The following is a 20,686-nucleotide window of genomic DNA, read 5'->3' as shown; positions in this document are numbered from 1 at the left end:
CCGGACGACGGCGCGGCGGTTGACCGGCACCCTGGCAGACGCTGACGACGTCGTTCAGGAGAGCCTGATGCAGGCGTGGGAACAACTGGACAACCTTCGGGATCCCGCTGCAGTAAAAAGCTGGCTGCTTCGCATCGTGGGCACCCGCAGCATTGACCATCTCCGCAAGCGGCGCAACCACGTGGCCTTGGACGAGGCGGAGACACTCGCTGATGCCCCTTCCGACCCACGCATCCAGGATCCGGAAAGCACCGCGGTGAACGCCTCCAGGGTGGACGCGTTGAAATCGGCGCTCCAACGGCTTCCCGAGGAGCAGCGCCGCTGTTGGGTACTCAAGGAATTCAACGACCTGAGCTATGAGGAGATTGCACTGACCTTGAACATCAGCCCCGACAGCGTTCGTGGCCGTCTCGCCAGAGCACGGACTGCCTTGGCCCGCACAATGGAGGAGTGGCGATGAAAACCCCTGGCGATGCACTGGAATGCGGGCACAGCCTCGCGGAACTGAGCGCCTACTTGGACACGGGATACATTGCGGATTCCGCACACGTAGATGCCTGCCCCGAGTGCCAGGCCGGCCTGGCTTCTTTGCGCAGGCTCTCCGAACTGGGCAATGAACTGCTGGCCTCGGACGTGGCCGACGCCGGCTCGGGCAACGATGACTGGATGCAGAACATCCTGAATAACCTTCAGCTGGAGCTGCGTCCCGGCCGTAGCATTCCGCTCCGCGCTAAGGACCCGCACGATGCCCTCTGGGAGACCGAGGGCTCGGTGTCAGCGTTGATCCGTTCAGTGGTCGACTCCATGCCCGGAACAGCGGCCGGTAAATGCCGCCTGACGGGAGACATCACGACGCCGGGAGCAGGAATCGACGTCGACGTGGAGATCGCGGTGGTCTTCGGACGCTCTCTGGAAGAGCACGCTGTGACGCTGCGGAATAAGCTGGCGGACATCCTGGCGGCCCAGACCGAACTCACCATCCAAGCCATCAACATCACCGTCACCGACGTGCTGGAGCCTCCCGCCCCGGCCGTCACGCCCACCACGGAGGACCAACCATGACGGAACATGTGGAGACCAATACCCCCGCCCTTGCCGAGGAACTCCTCGGCGTTGTCCAAGCGGTGGACGGTGTCACGGCGGTCTTCCCTGCCCAGCCCTTGTGGCAGTCGATAGCCGGCGCAGCAGCCGCGGCGGTCACCGGAGAACAGCAGCCCTTAGTCGGTCTTTCGGGACAGGGGGAGGGAATTGGCGTCAAGGTGCGGATCGGCGTCGGAATTCACCGGCCCGCCCCGGAAGTGGCCCGCGACGTGGCCGCAGCGGTCCGCAAGCACTTGAGAAACGCGAGCACCGTCGTCGAAGTCCTGGTGGTCAAGATAGGCCACTAGGAACCCACGGCGTCGAAGACTTTCCTCCGCTCGTTCTTCTGTACGCGCCGGGCTCCGGTGCGGGCAGAACGTTCAGCTGCGCGGTGTAACGGCAAGTTGGAATCCTCTACGCACCGGTCGAGTTTCAGACGATCACGGGAGGCGCTGACGAGTGAACAGACGCGTTTGACGGCTCAGGGAGCCCTGGTGGACGCCCTATCCACGGCGCTGTTATGGAGGTTCATCGCGGAGCTTGAAAATTCCCCTGCTGCCCTGCCTGAGCCAATCGAAGCGGCGCGCCTGTTCATCCATCAACTCCTCAGCGAAGAGTTGACCTTAAGTGCGATCGCCAGCGCCGCTAATGTCACGCCCGCATATCTCGTCCGACTTTTCAGGGAACACATGGGCACCACGGGATGGCGCCCTCAGAGCTCCGCCGGTCCAACGGGGGGAATTGTCCACTCACGGCAGTAGTGACGGCAACCGGAGAATCTGAATGTTTTGCTTGTGGAAATCTGGGCTTCAGATGATGGCGTTCATGACGTTCCAGCCCGAGTCGATGGCGGGACCGTTACCGAGAGCGCCACTTCCGCCCAGTAGAGCCAGAGCGTTCCCACGGCATTCCGGTCCGCATCTCTGTCGAAGTCAGGTTCCCGGGGAACATCGTATTCACGACGTAGTGGAGAATAGGCGCAGTGACCAGTACGCGAGCCATGTTCAAAAAGCCCAAGTCCGTCCTGCGCCGCGTAGTGAATGTGTTGCTCGCCGCCGTGTTGATGCTGGCGGGACCCGCCCTGATGATCACCAGCTATCAGCAAGTTGACGCCGACGAAGAGCTCGCCCGCACCGGCGTCCACGTCACCGGGACCATCACCTATTTCAGCGACGCCAGGAAGGCGTCGAACCGTGACATCACGGTGGAATACGTGGCGGCCGACGGCGTGAACCGCTACGCCAATGCGCCCGTGGATCATGAGCAGCACCCCTCCGTTGGCGGGCAGGTCACCGTCTCCTATCGGCAACAAAGCCCTGACCAAGCAGTCGTGCTCGGCTATGGAAGCAACAGCGAATTTCTGGGGGGTGTCGGCCTGATCTTGACGGTAGTTTTTACAACGTCTGGCCTCGCCCTCTTCGTTTCAGGGTTGCGGAGGCGGCGACGGGCCACTGCCAGTGGCGGCTCCGGGCCTGAACGCTGACCAAGCCCCCAACAGGCCTGCCGGCAGCTATTTGGTTGCGGCCGCGTGCTTTGCCTTGTAGCGGTTTCGTCGTGCCCGGAGGTATAGCGCTCCAATGGCAGCAACGATGACGGGAACTGTAATGCCCAGAGGAGCAGCCCAGTCCTTGGTGACGTCGCTGACGACTTTGAGGATGCTGACGTTGACGTTGATGTCGCGTGTGTAGGTTTCAACTTCGAATTCGCCGTCGACGTTCGGAATGGGCGCGATCAGCCGGAGGGTCAGCGTTTGCGTGCCGGGTTTGTTGGGTGTGATGTACCAGCCCCATTCGCCAACCTCGTCGCTTGGCAAGGCGATAACGCCTGAGGAATCGCCACGCCGTTCGATGTCGAAACCTTCACCGGTGAGGTCGGCGCGCATGAGGGCGCAGATCCGCGGGTGTTCGGTGGCTACCGGACTGCCGCCGGGGAAGCCTGTGGCCGGGTTCTCTTCCGCGCCGTGCAGGGCGACCCGAAGGATGAATTCTTCGCGGCTGCCCAGTTCCATGGCTGCCGGAGGTGAGTAGGCAACTGTGCCCTTGAGGCATTTCTCCAGATATTCCTGGACATCACTTCCAGGCTCTGCGGAGGACGTTGCCGTGGGGTCCGGCGTCCCGGTGTCGCTGGGGACGGGGCTGCCGGAATTGCTGCCGCTGGCTGTTGGAGTCGTGGAAGGTACAACAGGGGTTCCTGTTGGCTTTGGCGTGCCGGTTTCTGTTGGCGGCGGTTGTGCCTGCGTTATCTGGAGCTCGATGGCTTGTGACTCGCCCTGGGCGTTCGTGATTCGGGCGGTGTAGGCTCCGGGGGCCGGATAGGTGTGGTTCGTGCCGGCGCCGCAGGGGAATGCGATGGGGGCGGTTCCGTCTCCGGCGTCGAAGGTGCAAACCGCCGACGGCGGATACGTCACCTTTGGTTTGAAGGTGCATGATGACGTTTTGCACACCGCCGAATAACTCACTGACATCACCTCCGCATTCGTCGGTGCGGGTTTGTCTGGGCCGAAATCCGGAAGCGGACGTGAGGTAGCGGTAGGGGTCGGAGTTGACGGTGGCAGGACGGCCTTTTGGCTGGGGGCTGGGGGGAGAGGCGCTACCCCGGTGGCGGTGAGGCCCACTCCTCCCAGGGCGGACGCCAAGCCAAGCAGCAATGCGCCGGCCCCCCGACTCCAGCGGCTTGTTCCGCTCCGGCGCTTCGGCAAGTAGAGCATGGCATACCGAACCCATTGAGTATCCGCGACGATGCACGTCCTTTAGGGGCAGTTTGCGCCCTCACGTGGCCGGATTCAACCATCGATTTTATTGTGGGATGAAGTGGGAGAACGCCATCAGTGGGGTTAATTCACCGCTGCGGAAGCACCTGAGAAATCTTAAGCAAATGAGAAAAGATTCTTGCTTTAACGTGACCTGCGGCATAAGCTCGATTTATCAGGTTTTCCGGGCCGGTCAGCCGGCCCAAACAGTCGGAGGCACGTCATGTTGCGCATAGTTGGAGAACACTCGGTCGGCCATACACATCGTTGCCGGTACGTTGCCGGCACGGGTTCCCACTGTCCGGTGAGCGGTATCTGGGCTCCCATTGGTGTTGTTGGTCAGGGACTTCAGGTGCTTGAAGGAAGCATCATGCCAACGCATAGCAACGCAGCTGTGGTTTGGCATCTGGTCCAGGGCCTTACCAGCCGTGACTTACGTAGCTGAGGCAAGGCCGCGCCGGAGGAAGGCACGCCATGAGCCCCGCCGAAATGCCTTGGAGCGCAGGCTCTCGCAGTCGCGGGTGACTCGCGCCCGGGTAGACAGCCATGTACGGCTGCTGCTCGGGCGTCGAAACGAGGCGATTGGTGCGGCCCTGGCGGACAAGGTCCCCCTGGCCACGGTCTCCAAGATCGTCGGAATCCGGGCGAGCGACGTGAAGAGGCTCGGTGGCGCCTATCAGGATTTGGACTTTTCGGGGTTCCCCGAGGAATGGCACATAGCAGTACTTTCAGCCGCGGTCCGGCGACTCGACAGGGCTTTGGCTGAGAAGCAGCGGTCAGTGCACGAGCTCCGCGCTGACGTCCTTGTTGGTTTGGAGCAAGGGGGCATGGATCTCTTCAGGATTGCGGCCCTGACTGCGCTTCCGGCCGAAAGAATCCGCGAGCTTATCCGCGATCCGCGGCCCATCCAGTGAGCGCACCCTTAAGTGCCGCAATCAGCCGGGCGGTAGCTTGGTCTTTGTTGAGGCCGATGGTGTTGATCAGGTCCAGAATTTCACGGGGGTCGAAGAGGATGTTCCACAAGAACATTGCTTCATCGCCAATCGGCGGCAACCCCAGCTCCTCGCATGCTTCACGTAGCGGCCGCTCCAGGGCATCGGCCTGGACGGTCAGATAGAACGCCCCCGCACGCAGGCGGGCCAGGTAACCTTCCCCGGAACGGGTGTAGAGCATTGCGCCGCCATGCCGCGTCACGAGGTCCACCCATTTGCGGCTCACGACCGTCAGAAGTTCGACGCCGGCCAGTTCCTGCTGCTTGAGGCTGAAGTCGCGCAGCTTCTCACCAACGCCGAAGCGGTACTCCGCCAGGATGTCCTCGACGGAGGCGAAGTGCCGGTAAGCGGTGGCGGTGGAAATTTCCGCATGCTTCGCCACATCGGTCATGCTGATCGGGCCGCGGCGGGACGCGAAAAGCTGCCCCGCGGCCTTGACCAACTGTCTGCGGTTGCGCTGTGTATCACTACGCATTGATAGGCACCCTTTCGTCACCTCAAGCTTAGGTCCTTGAAGACGACCACCCGGTCAGGGCGGCCGTGAACGTTGCGACCAGCCGGGCAGATACCTCCGCCTCGTCCAGATCCAGGCTCCGGAGGAGGTCGTGGATCTCGCGGGGGTCGAAGAATCCGTTCCACAGGAACAGGGCTTCGTCGCCGGGATCTTCGATGCCGAGTGCCTCTGCGGCCTCCCGCAGGGGCTTCCTGAGTGCCTCTGCCTGGACAGTCAGGTAGTAGGCCCCTGCTTTGACGCGGGCCAGGTACCCTTCCGCCGACCTGGTGTGGATCATGGACTCGCCGTGCTGGACCACTAACTGCACCCACTTGCTGCACACGGCATCCAGGAGTTCCAAACCTTGGGCTTGATGGTTTTGGCTGAACGCCAGGAGTTCACGGCCCACCTCGAAGCGGTACGCAGCCAACACGTCATCCACGGACGCGAAGTGCCGGTAGGCAGTTGCTGATGAGATGCCGGCTTCGGCTGCGATCTCGCTCATGGTAGCCGAACGGCCGGCTCCGAAGAGCCGGCCGGCGGCATCCACCAACAGGGTCCGGTTCCTTTGCAGATCCAGGCGCTGGCCGGATGGTTGGCTGAGCAAGGTCATCCTACTGGCCGCAGTGCCGCCAGGCCTGCGGCCAGCCGTTGGACGCCGATGGAAATTGCTTCGGCACTGGCGGCGTAGGAGAGGCGGAGATGGTGTTCACCGTTCCGGCCGAACTCGCTTCCCGGACGAACGGCGACGCCGAACTCACGCAGGTGCGCCACCATCCGGGCCGCGGGCATGTCGACGTCGTACTTGGGGAAAAGGTAGAACGCGCCTTCGGGAGAGCTGACGGTAAGGCCGGGGATCTTGCTGAGGCCCTCAACCATAAGTTGCCGGCGCTCGGCGTAGGAGGCGTGCATGCGCTTGATGTCCGGCCCGCAGGTCTTGAGCGCTGTCAGTGCCGCCATTTGAACGGCAGTGTTCATGGAGCCGTTGAAGGTGTTGTGGACGCGGGCGGCAGAGGCGATGACCTCGGACGGCCCCCAGAGGTAGCCGACTCGCCAGCCTGTCATGGCGTAGCTCTTGGAGAACGTCTGGCAGTAGATCGTCCTTCCGGCCAGTCCGGGGATCTCCAACGCAGAGGTGAAAGGTTCTTCCGTGTAGACGAGGTCGCTGTAAGCCTCATCTGACAGGACAAGGGTGTCCGTGTCCGCCAACATCCCGGCGAGGGCTTCGAGCTCTGCGCGGGAGTGGACTATGCCTGTGGGGTTTGACGGGTTGCAGAAGACGAACATCTTGGCGCCTTCAAGGGCTGTGGCCAGCGCCTCAAGGTCCCAGTGCAGGTCCTCGGCCAGCGGAACGGGAACAACCATGCCGCCCGCCATGCTGACGAGGTCCGCATACAGGGAGTAGGTGGGATCCGGAATGACCACCTTGTCGCCCGGGTTGACGATGCCCAGGATGGCCGCCGAAAGGCCGGCTGTTCCGCCTTGGGTGATCAGCACGTCGCCGGGGCCGGCCACTTCGCCGAGGAGCCGGCCGATACGGGCAGCCAGCTCCTCGCGAAGCACCAGCTCGCCGAGCAACGGCGAGTAGTGGGTGTATCCCTCTTCCAGTGCGCGTGCGGCGGCGGCGCGTACTTGTTGGGGGGTGTCGAAGTCCGGCTCGCCCATGGCGAGCGAGACGAGGTCGCCTTTGGACTGGGGTTGCTGAACGCGCAGGGACGTGCGCTGGACCCGCAGCACAGCTTCAGAGGGTTGGAAGGTCGCGACGGCGGTGGATGGTTCGAGGGTCATGGCAGTCCTGCTTCGAAGTGGTTGGGCTGGAAAGTAAGGGGGAGTAGCGGTCAAGGCTGCGGCAGATCGTCCTGGGGCGCGCCGGTCCAACGGCTGATTTCGATGTCACCGGAGGTGTCGCGCTGCACGGTGGGTGCGATCACGAGCTCCTGGACCACGGTGCGCTGCGGCAAGGTAGCCACCAGGTGGATGGCGCGGGCCACGTCCTCCGGTTGGACCATGGCTTCGCGTTCCTCGGACCTGGGTGGCCGTGCCCGGTTGTCCAGGATGGGTGTCGCCGTTTCCCCTGGAAGGATGGTCACGGCGCGGAGCCCTTCATTGCGGAAAGTATTGTGGAGGTAGGTCATGAAGTTCCGGACCGCGGCCTTCGCTGCACCGTAAGCGGCGCCGCCCAGGAGGTTCGGGTTTACTGCCGCCAGTGAGGAGACAGTAATGATGGTGCCAGTGTTCCTGGAGAGCATGCCCGGAAGCACTGCCTGCGTCAGCAGGTAGACGGCGTTGAGATTCACATCCAGGACGTCGTTCCATTCCTGCTGGCTGATCCACCGCACATTGAGCACCTTGCTGGCACTTCCGGCGTTGTTCACCAGGATGTCCACGGGGCCGAAGTTTTCCGAAACCCACTCAACCAGGGCATCGACGTCGTCTTTTGACGCGATGTCCGCGGCGCGGGCCTGCACTGTGCCGCCGGCGGCCTTGATCTCTGCGGCGGCTTCCTCAAGAACGGCAAGGCGCCGGCCCACAAGGACCACGTTCGCTCCTTCGGCTGCGAGCAGCGCGGCCGTGGACCGGCCCATGCCGGTGCCCGCGCCGGTAATTACGGCAACTTTGCCTTCGAGAAGTCCCATGGTTCCGTTCCTGTAGGGTGGGTGATCTTGAGAGATTCATCGCATATGCGAAAAGTTTCTCATTTGTTGGGCCTGGTGGTCAAGCGTCGCCGGGGAGAATGATCAGGCCGCCGCAGCGGTGGTGACCTGCCCGGAGTGATGCGGGAGGCCGGTGGCCGCGAACAGGTTGGCTACCCGCGATTCGAGCAGGCCAAGCAGGCGTTGCGACTCGCGGTACGCCTCCACGGCATCGTGCTGGTTGACCCAGCGGAAGGTCATCCGCTGGCCGGGACGTGCCTGTCCCAGCATGGGCAAGGACGCTTTGGTGGCGAAGGCCACGATCGGGTATCCGGCGGTGAGCGTCCGGTAGCGGCCCAGGATGATGAGTTCATCCCCGTGCGGAATCTCGAAGGCTCCGATCGGAACGCCGTGGGACACTATCTCGCCGAGGCCCTCAGGGTGAACCACCGGTCCGTCCAAGCGGAGTCCGACGTGGTTGGACTTGGCTGTGACTGTGTATTCACGCGAGGAGAGCAGTTCCCGGATTCCGGCCGCCGCATCTGTCTCCGGGCCTTCAACGATGTCAATGGTCCAGAGCGGGTGGTCAAACGACGGGATGGGCACGGGAAGCCTGAAGAGGGGCTGGGTGAGGTACGGGTGCTCGAAGCCGGCATAGGAGGTCCTTAGTTCCAGTTGCTGCCCCGCCGCAATGGTTTGCGGAAATCCCATCCGCGCCTCAGGTGCGGCGCTCCCCATGAAATGTCCTGATGCCAAGGTTCCGTTGAAGGCCACGTAGTTGCGCATCCCGCCGCGGGCGTTCGCAATCACCACCCGCCCCTTGGCAGGGACGCAGACGGGCTCCCACAGAGAGGCTTTGCCGCCATTGACCGTCACGTCCGCCGGGGCTCCTGTCACCGAGATCAGGATGGGTTCGGAAGCCGTGAAGGAAAACCGGCCGCCCATGAGTTCCAGCAACGTGGCCCCCCGCTGATTACCTACCAGGACGTTGGCCACAGCTGCTGAATGCTGGTCCGCAGCTCCGCCGCTGGGAACACCCAAGGCTTCAGACTGTTCCCTGCCCAGATCCTGGAAGGTGGCCAACCAGGCTGTCTCGCGGACTTTGAGGGTAACGCCCCGCTCCGGTGCCATCAGTGTGCCCTTTCCATCAGGTATGGCTCGTTCATGAGGAACCGCCCTTCCAAACGCTCCCACTCCGACTCCGGCACGACCTTGAACCTGACGGTATCCCCGGGTGTGTAGGAAGTGGGCGGGTCCTGCCGGATATCGCAGATGGTCAGGGGAGTGCGCCCGATGACTTTCCAGCCAGTGGGGCCGGGGAAGGGCTGGATGATGGCGTTGGTTCCGGCGACCATGACGGATCCGGTATCAACGTTGGTCCTTGGCTCCTTGCAGCGGCTGACCTGTCCCGGGAACTGTACTGTGCCCATCATGGGGGCCATTGCGGACGCCAGCAGATTGATCGACAGCAGCGAATCCTGGAGAGAGCCCAAGACCGCTTCCTCGCTGATTCCCAGCTCCGCGGCAACGTCCTGCAGATCCGGCGCGAAGGCTTGGTTGACCACCATCGGGATCACGAAATGCTTGTGCGCATGAGTGTGCCCGGTGGTGTCCTGGAAGCGTCCGGAGGCGGCCAACCGGATGGTTTGCGCCAGCTGCTCGTGGCCCACGGCCAGGCAATCGAACTCCACCAATAGCGAATCGACACCGGCCACGACGTCCTGCAGTCCGTAGGGGCGGACCTCGAGGAGGATTTCGCGGAGCCTGCGGCTGCCCGCTTGTCGTTCCTCGACGGTCCCGGAGGCCAGGCTGATCATCAGGGCGGAGTCACCGAAGGGGACCGCCTTGATGTCCGGAGTCTGCCCGGGGTCTGGGTTCGTACTCATGGGTCCTTAGCTTGTTGTCTCAGGGAAAGGGTCAGACAGCGGCCAGCTTGGCCTTTTCGGCCAGTACTTCCTGCAGGCCCGTGGCCTGGATGCCGGCCTGGGCCAGCGCGGCGCGAAGTGCGGTGCCGTTCTCGAGGACTTGCGGGTGGTCGCCATGAAGAAGGGCGACGTCTGCATCGTGGCCGAGCGGGACCACCTTGCCGGTTACGGCGCGCACCGTTCCTTCGGTGACTACCTGGACAACGCGTCGGCCGATCTCCCCGGGGTCATGAAGAAGGGCGCCTTCAGTGTTGCGGGAGACGGGCATGCCGTCCTCGCCGTAACCACGGTCAGCCAGGAAGACGTAGCCAACCTCCAAGCCGCGTTTGCGGGACTCCTCGGCGAGCAGGCCGTTCTGGCAAATCACAATGTAGGAAGGGTCGTAGGCCTTGATGGCGTCGGTGATCGCGCGGGCGTGCTTGGCGTCGGTCTGGGCGATGCTGCCCATGCGGCCATGTGGGGCAACGTGGCTGATCCTGCCGCCATGGATGCGGGCAAAGGCGTCCAAAGCACCGATCTGGTAGAGGACATCGGTGCGGATTTCTTCTTCGCTGGCTTCGATCAGGCGGCGGCCGAAGCCCACGAGGTCCGGGTAGCCCGGGTGCGCACCGAGTTCGATGCCGCGCTCGACGCAGGCCTTGACTGTGGTGTCCATGACGCGGGGGTCTCCGGCATGGAAGCCGCAGGCAATGTTGGAGGCCGTGACAAGGCCCAGCAGGGCGTCGTCATCGCCGATGGTGTAGTTTCCGTAGCTTTCGCCGAGGTCTGCGACGACGGCGACAGAGTTGATGCCCAAAATGACTCCCAATGGTTTTCGTTGTGGTGCTTCATGGTCCAACGACGGCGGCTGTGCGGCAATGGCGGCAGGCCGCCGTCGTACTGTTTGTTAGTGGGTGGCCAGTGGCTGGCCCTTGGTCTCCTTCAGGAAGTAGACCGAAACCAACGTGATGATTGCCGTGCCGATCGACGCGTATGCCGGGACCATGCTGTTGCCTGTGGCCTTGATGATTTCGGTCATGACCAGCGGAGCACTGCCGCCAAAGATGATGGTGCTGAGGCTGAAGCCGATGCTGTAGGCGCTGTAGCGGACCGTGGTGGGGAACATTTCGGTCAGGACCGTGTGGACTACGGCTGCGTGGCCGGAGAACGCGATGGCCATGACCACCGTGGCGATGCAGGCCATGAGCATGTTGCCCGTGGTGATCATCGCGAACATCGGATAGGACACCACGGCCATGAGAACGGCGGAGAGTGCCAGTACCGGCTTCCGGCCGATACGGTCCGAAAGCCGCGCCATCAGTGGGATGGCGATGATGATGGCTACCAAGCTGAAAGCGGTGACCGTCAAGGCCTGCAGCATGCTGAAGTTGTTGCCTTGTCCAAGTTGCGTCTTCAGGTAGGTCGGCATGTAAGCGAAGAGCAAGTAGTAGCCCGGGCCGTTCAGGGCCGGAAGGAAAATGGTCAGGGCAATGGCCTTGAGGTGGCGCTTGGAGGTGAAGACGGCACGCAAAGGGTTGCGTTCCACTTCATTGCGCTCCCGGAGTGCCTCGAAGTGCGGGGTGTCTTCCATCTTGGAGCGGATGTAGTAGCCGACGTAGCCCAACGGCACAGCGAACAGGAATGGAATGCGCCAGGCCCAGGATTCCATGGTGGCGTCGCCCAGGGTGGTGATGAGCACCGCCGAAAACGCGCTGCCGAAGAGCAGGGCGCAGAAGGAGCCGACGGCGATGAAGCTCATGGAGAAGTTGCGGTGCTTGTTGTGCGCGTACTCGCCTACGAAGGCCATGGCGCCGGCCACTTCGCCGCCGGCCGAGAAACCCTGCAGGATGCGGAGCAGGATCAGCAGCGCCGGAGCAGCCCAGCCAATCACGGACGACGACGGGATCAGGCCGATGCAGGCAGTGGCGCCGGAGATGAGCAGCAGAAGCATGGACAGCAGGTTCTTGCGGCCCAGCTTGTCACCGAGGTAGCCGCAGATGACGCTGCCGAAGGGACGTGCCAGGAAACTGACCAGGAAGCCGACGTTGGTCAGGAGCAGGGACCCGATGTCCTTGGAGCCCATGATGTTGATGGCGAGGTACGTTGTCAGGAGGCCATAGATGCCGTAGTCGTACCATTCCACGAAAGAGCCCATGGTGCCGGCAATGGTTGCTTTGCGGACCATCTTGCCGTCAGCAGTGACGACTTTTACTTGTGCGGTGTTCAGTTCCACTGATTCCGTCGATGAAGTAGACATTGGTGGTTCTCTCAGTTTAGGTCCCGGTATGGGGGCAGGGCGGAGATTAGCTGTATTCCCGGGTGATCTCGGCTGTCATTTCCGCCTCGTGGACTGCTACGGCCTTGACCAGTTCGAGGATTTCCGCGGCCCGGGCCTGCGGGATGATCACGACGCCGTCATCGTCTGCGGCGACGATGTCACCGGCGGAGCATACGATTCCGCCGATCGCGACGGGCTCACCAATCACCCCGGGCCCGTTCTTGAACGGGCCGGCGGGGGTGGTGCCGCGGGCGAAGACCGGGAACTTGATGTCGGTGATGGTCGCCCGGTCGCGGATGTAGCCATCAATGACGGCGCCCGTTGCACCGGCGGCCTCGAAGCGCTGGGAGAGTTGCTCGCCCACCAGTGCCCGGTGCTCATGGCCGAAGCCGTTGATCACAAGGATGTCGCCTGGCTCGATGTAGTTGAGGGATTCGATGACCGCAGCGTTGTCGCCTGCTGCACCTAGGACGGTGAGGGCTGACCCGACACATTTGGCGCCGGCCCAGACGGGATTGATGTTGCCGTCCACGAGTCCGAGGCGTTCCATGGCGTCGCCGATGTTGGCTACCGGGAACTCTTCGAAGGCGCGGACCAGTTCCCGCGGCGGGCGCGTCCACTGTGCCTTGCGGACTGTGAGCTCGAGAGTTGTTGCCATAGGTGTTCCACCTTTGGGGTTGGTACGAAGTCGGGGAGACTGCGGCGGTTGAGACCGCAATCACATATGAGAAAAGTTTCGCGTTTTTTCGTCTCCGCGTCAAGCCCTCATGTCATCTGCCCGAAAAAGAAGGAGGGCACCCCGAGTCCCTGTGGGAGAACTCACAAAAAAGCGTTGACTTACGGTTCGTGATTTGCGAAGCTCTTCTCATTCGCGAAACTTATCGCAGTTCACTTCCCTTGGATTCCAGCCGGCTTCGGCCCGTTCGCATCCGCCGAGGCCAGGCCCAAGGGCGACCAGGAGGTTCATCCCCTATGCAAGGACGTTCCACGTTCATGGCCGCGGCGGCAGCTGCCACTGCCGCCGCTTTCCTCTTGACCGGTTGCACCACCGGCGGCCAGGCTCCGGCGGGCAGCACTGATGGCGGTGGCATGTCCACGGACACCATCCGAACGGCGCTCAATGCCGACCCAACCACCTTCAACGCCGCCAAGGCCAACGCCAAGGACGACTACGAGGTTGCCAGGTTCCTGTTTGACACTGTGGTCAGGCGTGATGCTGACGGCAAGTTCATTGGAGGGCTGGCCACAGAGTGGAAGTCCACAGCCACCAACGCCACCTTGACCATCCGCAAGGACGCCACCTGCGCAGACGGGACGCCCATTACCCCCTCGATCGTGGCCAAGTCGTTGAGCTACTTTGCCGACCCGGCCACCAAGAACAACTTCGGCAAGCTCGTCTTCGGTCCAGGTCAGCCCACGATCACCGGTGACGACACCGCCGGTACCGTGGACATCAAGCTGGCCCAGCCGTGGTCCGAGCTCATCGGCGGCCTGACCCTCGCCCAGACAGGCATCATCTGCCCGGCCGGCCTCGCCGACTTGGAAGGGCTCGCCAAAGGAACAGTCAAGGGAGCCTTTTCCGGTCCCTACACGCTCACCAAGTCCTCCCACGGCGTCAGCTACGACATGACGCTTCGCGAGGACTACGACGCCTGGCCCCGGTACTCCAAGCCGCTGGAAGGTGTTCCGGCCAAGACCGTCCGGTTCTTCCCCGGCGTGAACAAGACCACCGTGGCAAACCAGCTGCTCACCGGCGAAATGGACGTCTCCGACATCGCACCCGCAGACGTCCAGCGTTTCGAAGGAAACAAGGACTACACCGTCACGTCGGTACCCTTCGCCGGCATCTTCCTCTTGTTCAACCAGCGTGAAGGCAGCCCCTTCACCGATCCTGCCCTGCGTAAAGCAGTCGCCCAGCTGATGAACCAGCAGGCGTTCAACGCAGCTGCCTACGCCGGCAAGGGCATCACGTACAACTCAATCGTTGCGCCTACAGTCCCGTGCGTCCTGCCCGATAACTCCAGCATGACCAAAGAGGACGCCGACGCAGCCAAAGCCGTTCTGGCAGGGAAGACCTTCAAGATGGTGGGCACCACCAGCATCGGCCCCAACGGAGCAGGCAGCACCTATGTCCAGGAGGCCCTCCGGGCAGCCGGGGCGACCGTAGACCTGCAGCTCGTGGACAACGGAACCTGGGCCACAATGACCCAGACCAAGCCGGAAACCTGGGACCTGACCGTCCAGGGCGACGCCAACTTCGTGGGGACGGTCGCGGCCTCCCTCACGCGCATCGCCGGAGTGCCTACCGAAAAGGGCGGCCGGAACATCGGCGGCGGCGAGAACGCAGACATCCTGGCCGAAATCGCTACTGCACAGTCAGCGACGGACGAGGCCGCCCGCTGCGAGGCCTACACGAAGGCCCAGAAGAGCATCCTGAGCGACAACGACATTGTTCCTTTCGTCGGTGAACCGCAGATCGTCGCCCAGCGCTCCGGATTCTCCATCCAGGCGCCATCCGGGATTGTCGACTACGCCACTCTTCGCATCACCAAGTAAGCAAAGGTTTCACGATGACTGAACCCACCATGCTCTCCAAGGAAGTACAGATCCTTGAGAGCCAAACCCCGGGGGCCGCCAAAGGCCCCCGGGGCAGGGCCCTGAGCCTCTCACCTTGGGCCGACTACGCCCTTCGCCGCGCCGGCGGCGTCCTCCTCTCCGTCGCCCTGCTCGTCGTCGTGACCTTCTTCATGGTTCCGCTCATCCCGGGCGACCCGGCAGTTGCAGTAGCCGGCGCTGACGCCACCACCGAACAGATCGAGGCGATCCGGAACAACCTCGGACTCAACGATCCCCTCTACGTGCAGTTCATCAACTACGTCGGCGGCCTCCTCACCGGTGACCTCGGCGAATCATTCGCCTACAGCACCTCCGTGTCCCAGATCATCGCCACCAAACTGCCGTTCACCGCCGAAATCGCCCTGCTCGGAATCATCCTGGTGCTGGTGGTTTCGGTTCCGGCGGGCATGCTGGTGGGAATCCTCACCCGCGGAGGACGGAACAAATGGCTCGACGTTTCCTTCGGGATGCTGACAGCCTTCTTCCAAGCCGTACCCCAGTACGTGGTATCCACCATGCTCGTTGTGGTTTTCGCCATCATCCTCAAGGTGCTGCCCGCCGCAGGCGCCGCCTCGCTCAGCGCACTCATCCTGCCCGTTGTTGGCTTGTCCATAGCCCCCATCTGCTCCATTGCCCGCGTGGTTCGCCGCGAGACGGCAACTGTCCTGGAGCAGGACTACCTGCGGACCGGACGTGGCTGGCGGCTTCCGGCGCTACGGCTCTATGCCCGGCACGCCTTGCCCAACCTGCTCACCACGGCCCTGACACTGGCTGGACTCATCCTGGCCGGAATGCTGGGCGGGGCCATCATCGTGGAGAACGTCTTCAACTGGCCCGGCCTTGGACGGGAGATCGTCACGGCGATCGTGAACAAGGACTACCCGGTCATCCAAGGGATCATCCTGGTACTGGGTTTGCTGGCGATCCTGCTCAACTTGCTGGTCGACGTGATCCTCGGCCTCATCGACCCCCGTACGCTGGGAGGCAAATCCAATGGCTGAGACAGCTCCGCGCCGCAGGTTCCGTTGGACCACCGGCCTGATCATCGGCATCGTGCTCATGACTGTCATGGTGCTCACCGCCCTCATTGCACCGTTGTTCCTCAGCGACGCTGCCGAGAAGCTGACGCCCCAAGCGTCCCAAGGCCCCAGTGCCGAGCATTGGTTGGGGACTGATGACTTCGGCCGCGACGTCCTCGCCCGGTCCTTGGTGGCCGCCAGGCTGACCCTGCTCATGACCGCGGCAACCACGGCCATTGCCGTCGTCGCCGGCATCGCGGTGGGTACCGCAGTCTGGCTCGCACCGCGCCGCATCCGTACGGCGGTCCTCCGGGTGATCGAAGCTGCCGTGGCCTACCCGAGCCTCATCTTTTCCCTGCTGATCGCGGCCATCCTGGGCCAGGGCACCTGGTCTGCGGTACTGGCCATTTCCATCGCGAGTATCCCGGCCTTCGCACGCTTGACGGCGAACATGGCGGCCTCAATTTCCCAGCGCAACTACGTCTCCACAGCCAGGTTGCTTGGCGTATCAGGGCCGCACATCATCACCCGGCACCTTCTGCCGAACATGGCCGAACCCCTCCTGGTCCTGACGGCTACGGTGTTCGCCACTACCCTGATCGACCTGTCCAGCCTGTCCTTCATTGGCCTCGGCGTGCAGAACCCCGAGTACGACTTCGGCCGGCTCCTCAACGAAGCCTTGGTCAACATCTACTCCCAACCGCTGCAGGCAGTGATGCCATCCATCATGATCACCATCACCGGACTCTCCGCGATGCTCATCGGTGACGGTCTCGCCGCAGCCACCGATCCCCGCGGCGGCCGCAAGTTCGGCAGCCTCCGCAAGGCATCCGAGGTACCCGCCTCCCTGCGGGCCGACGCCGAAGCGCTGGTTGAGGTGGACAACCTCACTGTCACCACGCCGTCGGGCATTCCGTTGGTGAAGGGCGTATCGCTCAGTATCCACCCGGGCGAAGTGGTCGGGCTGGTGGGCGAGTCCGGCTCCGGCAAATCGTTGACGGCCATGTCCATCGCCGGGCTGCTACCGGAAGAGTTGGGGGTCAATGCGAAGACCATGCGCCTGGGCGAGCTCAACCTGCTCAAGAAGAACAACCCCCGCGAGCTCGCCACCTCCATCGGACTCGTGTACCAGGATCCGGGAACCAGCTTCAATCCGGCCCTTCGCATCGGCTCGCAGCTGACCGAAGTGAGCCGTGTGCACTTGGGGCAATCCAAGCAAACCGCCTTTGCGCGGATGGTCAAGGCGCTGGCCGACATCCGGATCACGCAGCCGGAGAAGCGCATGAAGCAGCACCCGCATGAACTCTCCGGCGGCATGCTGCAGCGGGCCATGATCGCCTCCACGCTGGTAACAGACCCGCGCCTGATCATCGCCGATGAACCCACCACGGCTCTTGACGTGACCGTCCAGGCTGATGTGCTCCGTCAGTTCCGGACCATCAACCGCGAGATGGGCACCGCCATGCTGTTCATCTCCCACGACATCGGTGTAGTCCAGGCACTGTGCGACAAAGTCATTGTGATGAACGGCGGCAAAATCCTGGAACGCCTCACGGGCGAGGAACTGGCTGCCGGCAAGGTCAAACATCCGTACACCAAGGCCCTTCTCGCCGCGACACCGTCGATCGCCGAGCGCAAGGCCGAACTGGTGACCGTCAAGGCAACGGACTTCGAAATGGACGAAATTTACGACGACGAACCAGCCGCCGGCAGCAGGGTCGAGGAGGCAGCACAATGAGCGCACAAGCAGTGTTGGAACTGCAGGATGTCAGGGTCACCTTCGGTTCCGGGCGGTCAGCCGCAACCGTACTGAAGGGTGTCAGTGCAAGCATTCCCCAAGGGAACACCTTGGGAATCGTGGGGGAGTCCGGCTCAGGCAAGTCCACCATGGCCAAGGCGATCGTCGGGCTGGTGAAACCCAGCGGCGGCACCATCTCCTTCGACGGACGCGATGTCACTGCGATGTCCGGTGCTGACCGCCGCCGGATGCGACGCATGGTCCAGATGGTTCCGCAGGATCCGTATTCCTCCTTGAACCCGCGGAGGACCATCGGACAAACCTTGGCCGAGGCTATTGATCCGTTGCGGGCCAATCCCAAGGAGCATCGCGGGAAGATCTCGTACTGGCTCTCCACCATCCGGCTCGATCCGGACGTGGCCGAACGCTACCCCCACGAGTTCTCCGGAGGGCAACGGCAGCGCATCGCCATAGCCCGGGCACTGGCTGTCCAGCCGAAGCTCATCATCGCAGACGAGATCACCTCCGCGCTCGATCTCTCCGTTCAAGCCGAGATCCTGAACCTGATAGGGCGGCTTCGTAAGGAACTGGACCTGACAATGGCCTTCATCTCCCATGACTTGGACGTGGTGCACCACGTCAGTGACCAGATCCTGGTGCTGTTCCACGGGGAAGTCGTTGAACACGGGGACGTCGATGCCGTCTACGGCAACCCCCGGCATCCCTACACCCGTCGCTTGATCGACTCCGTTCCGGGCGGGCCCGGCTTTGATATCGGCGAACGGCGCGTGGCGGCAGTATAGGAAAAATCCAATCCGGGAAGGCCCTTGGGCGCCAGCCAATCCATGCAGGGGCTGGCGCCAGGGGCTCGACTGGTGCCTTGACGATCACCTGTTCACTTGGTGTTCGCGGGGCCGAACGTTGCACCGGCGTCGGTGGACACCACCACCTCATCAACGGTGGCCACCCACAGGGACGGACTCCCGCTTGATCCGTTTCCTGCCGCGATGGCCTGAACCTCGGATGCGACGCGGCCTTTCCTGGTCCAGGTAACACCGGCGTCGGCGGAGTGGTACGTGGTCCCGTCCGGAGCCACTCCGAAGGCTTCGGTGGGGTCCGCGAACGCGGCGAACTGGATCACGGGTCCGTCGGGGACCGCTTTCCAGGTCTTCCCGCCGTCGGTGGATCGCTGGATCCCGTTCTCGGTGGTGGCCAGCACCGTGTCAGAGTCGGCATGTCCGGCCAGGACGGCAGGGGCGAAACCGGCAGCAGCGACCTCCCAGGCTTTCCCGTCAGCACTTCCGCGCAACTGGCCGTCGTAGCCGACAATTCCGGACTTGGTGACTGTCAGGGCGTGGAAGTCTGATTCGCCTTGCCGGGAGAGTGGTTCCCAAGTCTTCCCGCCGTCGGTGGATTTCATCAATCCCAGCGGGTCGGGCAAGGACGATCCGGGCCCGGGATGGCCGGAGGCGTAGAAGACGTTACCTGCGCCGACGGTGAAACCCATGAGGTCGTTCGTGTCACCGATCTTGGTCGCGGGGGTAACAGTAACGTCAAACAAACCCTCGTGGGTGGCGAGCAGGACCTGGCCGGACCCACTGTTGACGGCCAGCGCGTGCACGTGGTTGCCGGGCAGCGTGTTGTCCGTCATCCCATGTGAAGACTCTGCAGGGCCGGAAGACGGAGAGGGCTGGGTGCAGGCAGCCGCGGCAGGAAGGAAGGCGAGGAGTGCGGCGACTCCTGCGGCCCGGTATAACGACGGTTTGGCTAAAGGCATGGGAAGCTCCAGGGCTCGATGGCAGGGATGAGTCAAAGACGGAGGGGAGTGCCGGCCGTTCCAAGGCCGGCACTCCGCTGGCTGCTAAAAGGACGGCGCCGGCCGCTAGAGGCCGGCCAGCAGTTGCTCCATCTCCTTGATCTCTGCCTCCTGCGCGGTGATGATCTCCTTGGCCAACTTCACGGCATCGGTGTTCTTGCCTTCGCGGGTTTCCGTCTCCGCCATCGCCACGGCACCGCGGTGGTGGGCAATCATCTGCGACAGGAACAGTCTGGCAGCCTCGGTACCCTGGGCTGCATCGAGTTTGGCCATGTCATCGTCACTCATCATGCCGTCCATGCTGTGGCCCGAGGGCATCATCGTGGACTCGTTCCAGCCTTTCAACCAATCGGTCATTGTCTCGATTTCCGGGCCTTGGGCATCCTTGATACGGGTTGCCAACGCGCTCACCTGGGCAGGGATGTCCTGCTTGGCGAGGATCATCCCGCTCATCTCCACGGCTTGGGCATGGTGGGGGATCATTGCCTGCGCGAACATCGCGTCGGCCGCGTTATGGTCCCCGGCGCTCGCGGGCGCGGATTGCGCGGGGGCGCTGGAGGAGCCCATATTTCCGTGGTCCATCCCGGGCATGGACGTCCCTGACGAACCGGGGGTTCCGGTGCTGCATCCTGCGAGTGCCAGGGAAGCGACAAGGGCAACAGCGGAGAGGGGCAAAAGCTTTTTGGTTTTCACAGAACAGTCCTTCAAACGGGTTCTCGTGAACGCCAACGCGCTCACGGCAAGGCGGGATATGTGGATGCCGGACCGGAAGCCCGGGCGCCGCCGAGGGGGCGGCGCAAGACAGAGTGGCCCCCGGGTAGGCGGGGCGAAGGCCGGTGCCTATGTTCTGCTGATCGACAGTTCGCCCGGGGATGGACTTCCGGGCAGGTAGGACCACAGCGTGCTGGAACCTGTAGCGACAGGCCGGAACGAGGATGGCACCGTCGTGGAGGTGTCCGGCAGCGGGGCTGCCAGGACGCTGGTGGCGGTTGAGGGGACACAGGAGACGCCCATCGCATGCTCCGTGGAGCAGTTCCCCGAGCAGGCGCATTGTGCCAATGCACCCGCGGCCGGACCCGCGGCCGGACCCGCGTCGGCCTGCGCATCAGTGATGCCCGCCCCTCCGCCGTGGGGGTCGTGGGCGGCCGTGCCATGGTCCACCGTTTCAACGGATATGACCGTTGTTGTTGCTGCGGTGGTCATGGGGTGTTGGGTGTGCAGACCGGTCATGACGTGCATCCCCAACACGCCGGCGATCAATGCCATGACTGTCACCAGCAGCCCGATGCTAAGGAAGGTCCCGGTCATGGTGCGGCGTGCCTGCATGACTGTCTCCTTCCTTTCGTGCGGGCTGCATGGCTTCTTGTG

The 20,686-nt window shown here is 63.2% G+C and carries 22 protein-coding genes; 9 read left to right on the top strand and 13 right to left on the bottom strand.

Going from position 1 to position 20,686, the window contains the following annotated elements; genetic code table 11:
• Window positions 1–19 precede the first annotated feature (19 nt).
• The 4 genes from HMI59_RS12645 (at window position 20) to HMI59_RS12630 (ending at window position 2,563) form a co-directional block, all read left to right on the top strand.
• Window positions 20–460 (top strand): RNA polymerase sigma factor, encoded by a 441-nt coding sequence (locus HMI59_RS12645; RefSeq protein ID WP_255527595.1) that lies wholly within the window; start codon window positions 20–22, stop codon window positions 458–460.
• A complete protein-coding gene (locus tag HMI59_RS12640) occupies window positions 457–1,062 on the top strand; it encodes an Asp23/Gls24 family envelope stress response protein (RefSeq protein WP_193591518.1) in 606 nt (201 codons plus the stop codon). Before HMI59_RS12645 ends, HMI59_RS12640 begins: the two co-directional genes overlap by 4 nt.
• A complete protein-coding gene (locus HMI59_RS12635) occupies window positions 1,059–1,388 on the top strand; it encodes a hypothetical protein (RefSeq protein ID WP_193591517.1) in 330 nt (109 codons plus the stop codon). The genes HMI59_RS12640 and HMI59_RS12635 overlap by 4 nt, the downstream gene beginning before the upstream one ends.
• A 674-nt stretch (window positions 1,389–2,062) precedes the next feature.
• Window positions 2,063–2,563, top strand: coding sequence for a DUF3592 domain-containing protein (locus HMI59_RS12630; RefSeq protein ID WP_193591516.1), 501 nt, complete (start codon window positions 2,063–2,065; stop codon window positions 2,561–2,563).
• A 27-nt stretch (window positions 2,564–2,590) separates the two neighbouring features.
• On the opposite strand, the gene HMI59_RS12625 is transcribed toward HMI59_RS12630, so the two are convergent.
• Entirely contained in the window at window positions 2,591–3,487 is an 897-nt protein-coding gene (locus HMI59_RS12625; RefSeq protein WP_193591515.1) for a hypothetical protein, read from the bottom strand.
• Between the two features lie 770 nt (window positions 3,488–4,257).
• Here HMI59_RS12625 and HMI59_RS12615 point away from each other — a divergent pair.
• Window positions 4,258–4,743, top strand: coding sequence for a hypothetical protein (locus HMI59_RS12615; RefSeq protein ID WP_193591513.1), 486 nt, complete (start codon window positions 4,258–4,260; stop codon window positions 4,741–4,743).
• On the opposite strand, the gene HMI59_RS12610 is transcribed toward HMI59_RS12615, so the two are convergent.
• The 9 genes from HMI59_RS12610 to HMI59_RS12570 all read right to left on the bottom strand — a co-directional run bounded on the left by HMI59_RS12610 (window position 4,715) and on the right by HMI59_RS12570 (window position 12,787).
• Window positions 4,715–5,296 carry a TetR/AcrR family transcriptional regulator gene (locus HMI59_RS12610; RefSeq protein ID WP_193591512.1) on the bottom strand — a complete coding sequence of 194 codons (582 nt, stop codon included), beginning with the start codon at window positions 5,294–5,296 and terminating at the stop codon, window positions 4,715–4,717. The genes HMI59_RS12615 and HMI59_RS12610 overlap by 29 nt on opposite strands.
• Before the next feature lie 28 nt (window positions 5,297–5,324).
• Window positions 5,325–5,921: a TetR/AcrR family transcriptional regulator gene (locus HMI59_RS12605; protein ID WP_227471382.1), complete on the bottom strand. Its 597-nt coding sequence runs from the start codon at window positions 5,919–5,921 to the stop codon at window positions 5,325–5,327.
• 2 nt (window positions 5,922–5,923) lie between these two features.
• On the bottom strand, window positions 5,924–7,102 hold the full coding sequence (locus HMI59_RS12600) for a pyridoxal phosphate-dependent aminotransferase (protein WP_193591510.1): 1,179 nt from the start codon (window positions 7,100–7,102) through the stop codon (window positions 5,924–5,926).
• Between the two features lie 50 nt (window positions 7,103–7,152).
• Window positions 7,153–7,950, bottom strand: a complete 798-nt coding sequence (locus tag HMI59_RS12595) for an SDR family oxidoreductase (protein WP_193591509.1) — start codon at window positions 7,948–7,950, stop codon at window positions 7,153–7,155.
• A gap of 102 nt (window positions 7,951–8,052) precedes the next feature.
• Entirely contained in the window at window positions 8,053–9,078 is a 1,026-nt protein-coding gene (locus HMI59_RS12590) for a biotin-dependent carboxyltransferase family protein (RefSeq protein ID WP_227471381.1), read from the bottom strand.
• Window positions 9,078–9,833 carry an allophanate hydrolase subunit 1 gene (locus HMI59_RS12585; protein ID WP_193591508.1) on the bottom strand — a complete coding sequence of 252 codons (756 nt, stop codon included), beginning with the start codon at window positions 9,831–9,833 and terminating at the stop codon, window positions 9,078–9,080. The genes HMI59_RS12590 and HMI59_RS12585 overlap by 1 nt, the downstream gene beginning before the upstream one ends.
• Before the next feature lie 31 nt (window positions 9,834–9,864).
• On the bottom strand, window positions 9,865–10,668 hold the full coding sequence (locus HMI59_RS12580) for a LamB/YcsF family protein (RefSeq protein WP_193591507.1): 804 nt from the start codon (window positions 10,666–10,668) through the stop codon (window positions 9,865–9,867).
• 90 nt (window positions 10,669–10,758) lie between these two features.
• On the bottom strand, window positions 10,759–12,108 hold the full coding sequence (locus HMI59_RS12575) for an MFS transporter (protein ID WP_193591506.1): 1,350 nt from the start codon (window positions 12,106–12,108) through the stop codon (window positions 10,759–10,761).
• Between the two features lie 46 nt (window positions 12,109–12,154).
• Complete coding sequence (locus tag HMI59_RS12570) at window positions 12,155–12,787, bottom strand: RraA family protein (protein ID WP_193591505.1); 633 nt, start codon at window positions 12,785–12,787, stop codon at window positions 12,155–12,157.
• A gap of 314 nt (window positions 12,788–13,101) precedes the next feature.
• On the opposite strand from HMI59_RS12570, the gene HMI59_RS12565 reads away from it, so the two are divergent.
• The 4 genes from HMI59_RS12565 to HMI59_RS12550 are packed head-to-tail and all read left to right on the top strand — an operon-like array spanning window position 13,102 to window position 18,305.
• The gene (locus HMI59_RS12565; protein ID WP_193591504.1) at window positions 13,102–14,685 is read left to right on the top strand and encodes an ABC transporter substrate-binding protein; all 1,584 of its coding nucleotides are present in this window, start codon (window positions 13,102–13,104) and stop codon (window positions 14,683–14,685) included.
• A gap of 14 nt (window positions 14,686–14,699) precedes the next feature.
• Window positions 14,700–15,746, top strand: coding sequence for an ABC transporter permease (locus tag HMI59_RS12560; RefSeq protein WP_227471380.1), 1,047 nt, complete (start codon window positions 14,700–14,702; stop codon window positions 15,744–15,746).
• Window positions 15,739–17,502, top strand: coding sequence for a dipeptide/oligopeptide/nickel ABC transporter permease/ATP-binding protein (locus tag HMI59_RS12555; protein WP_193591503.1), 1,764 nt, complete (start codon window positions 15,739–15,741; stop codon window positions 17,500–17,502). The genes HMI59_RS12560 and HMI59_RS12555 overlap by 8 nt, the downstream gene beginning before the upstream one ends.
• Complete coding sequence (locus tag HMI59_RS12550) at window positions 17,499–18,305, top strand: ABC transporter ATP-binding protein (protein WP_193591502.1); 807 nt, start codon at window positions 17,499–17,501, stop codon at window positions 18,303–18,305. The genes HMI59_RS12555 and HMI59_RS12550 overlap by 4 nt, the downstream gene beginning before the upstream one ends.
• Before the next feature lie 92 nt (window positions 18,306–18,397).
• Here the strand turns inward: HMI59_RS12550 and HMI59_RS12545 are convergent, their stop codons facing one another.
• The 3 genes from HMI59_RS12545 to HMI59_RS12535 form a co-directional block, all read right to left on the bottom strand.
• A complete protein-coding gene (locus HMI59_RS12545) occupies window positions 18,398–19,279 on the bottom strand; it encodes a F510_1955 family glycosylhydrolase (RefSeq protein WP_193591501.1) in 882 nt (293 codons plus the stop codon).
• A gap of 105 nt (window positions 19,280–19,384) precedes the next feature.
• Window positions 19,385–20,011 (bottom strand): DUF305 domain-containing protein, encoded by a 627-nt coding sequence (locus HMI59_RS12540; protein ID WP_227471378.1) that lies wholly within the window; start codon window positions 20,009–20,011, stop codon window positions 19,385–19,387.
• A 147-nt stretch (window positions 20,012–20,158) separates the two neighbouring features.
• The gene (locus HMI59_RS12535; protein WP_193591499.1) at window positions 20,159–20,644 is read right to left on the bottom strand and encodes a hypothetical protein; all 486 of its coding nucleotides are present in this window, start codon (window positions 20,642–20,644) and stop codon (window positions 20,159–20,161) included.
• Window positions 20,645–20,686 lie beyond the last annotated feature (42 nt).

The organism is Paenarthrobacter sp. YJN-5 (assembly GCF_015040095.1).
GTDB lineage: Bacteria > Actinomycetota > Actinomycetes > Actinomycetales > Micrococcaceae > Arthrobacter > Arthrobacter ureafaciens.
This window is presented reverse-complemented; position numbering and strand designations above follow the sequence as displayed.

What these genes read in the sequence shown, in the direction of transcription:
- HMI59_RS12640 (WP_193591518.1), top strand. Translation starts at nt 457, where the DNA reads ATGAAAACCCCTGGCGATGCACTGGAATGCGGGCACAGCCTCGCGGAA.
- HMI59_RS12635 (WP_193591517.1), top strand. Translation starts at nt 1,059, where the DNA reads ATGACGGAACATGTGGAGACCAATACCCCCGCCCTTGCCGAGGAACTC.
- HMI59_RS12610 (WP_193591512.1), bottom strand. Translation starts at nt 5,296, where the DNA reads ATGCGTAGTGATACACAGCGCAACCGCAGACAGTTGGTCAAGGCCGCG.
- HMI59_RS12600 (WP_193591510.1), bottom strand. Translation starts at nt 7,102, where the DNA reads ATGACCCTCGAACCATCCACCGCCGTCGCGACCTTCCAACCCTCTGAA.
- HMI59_RS12595 (WP_193591509.1), bottom strand. Translation starts at nt 7,950, where the DNA reads ATGGGACTTCTCGAAGGCAAAGTTGCCGTAATTACCGGCGCGGGCACC.
- HMI59_RS12590 (WP_227471381.1), bottom strand. Translation starts at nt 9,078, where the DNA reads ATGGCACCGGAGCGGGGCGTTACCCTCAAAGTCCGCGAGACAGCCTGG.
- HMI59_RS12585 (WP_193591508.1), bottom strand. Translation starts at nt 9,833, where the DNA reads ATGAGTACGAACCCAGACCCCGGGCAGACTCCGGACATCAAGGCGGTC.
- HMI59_RS12575 (WP_193591506.1), bottom strand. Translation starts at nt 12,108, where the DNA reads ATGTCTACTTCATCGACGGAATCAGTGGAACTGAACACCGCACAAGTA.
- HMI59_RS12570 (WP_193591505.1), bottom strand. Translation starts at nt 12,787, where the DNA reads ATGGCAACAACTCTCGAGCTCACAGTCCGCAAGGCACAGTGGACGCGC.
- HMI59_RS12565 (WP_193591504.1), top strand. Translation starts at nt 13,102, where the DNA reads ATGCAAGGACGTTCCACGTTCATGGCCGCGGCGGCAGCTGCCACTGCC.
- HMI59_RS12560 (WP_227471380.1), top strand. Translation starts at nt 14,700, where the DNA reads ATGACTGAACCCACCATGCTCTCCAAGGAAGTACAGATCCTTGAGAGC.
- HMI59_RS12555 (WP_193591503.1), top strand. Translation starts at nt 15,739, where the DNA reads ATGGCTGAGACAGCTCCGCGCCGCAGGTTCCGTTGGACCACCGGCCTG.
- HMI59_RS12550 (WP_193591502.1), top strand. Translation starts at nt 17,499, where the DNA reads ATGAGCGCACAAGCAGTGTTGGAACTGCAGGATGTCAGGGTCACCTTC.
- HMI59_RS12545 (WP_193591501.1), bottom strand. Translation starts at nt 19,279, where the DNA reads ATGCCTTTAGCCAAACCGTCGTTATACCGGGCCGCAGGAGTCGCCGCA.
- HMI59_RS12535 (WP_193591499.1), bottom strand. Translation starts at nt 20,644, where the DNA reads ATGCAGGCACGCCGCACCATGACCGGGACCTTCCTTAGCATCGGGCTG.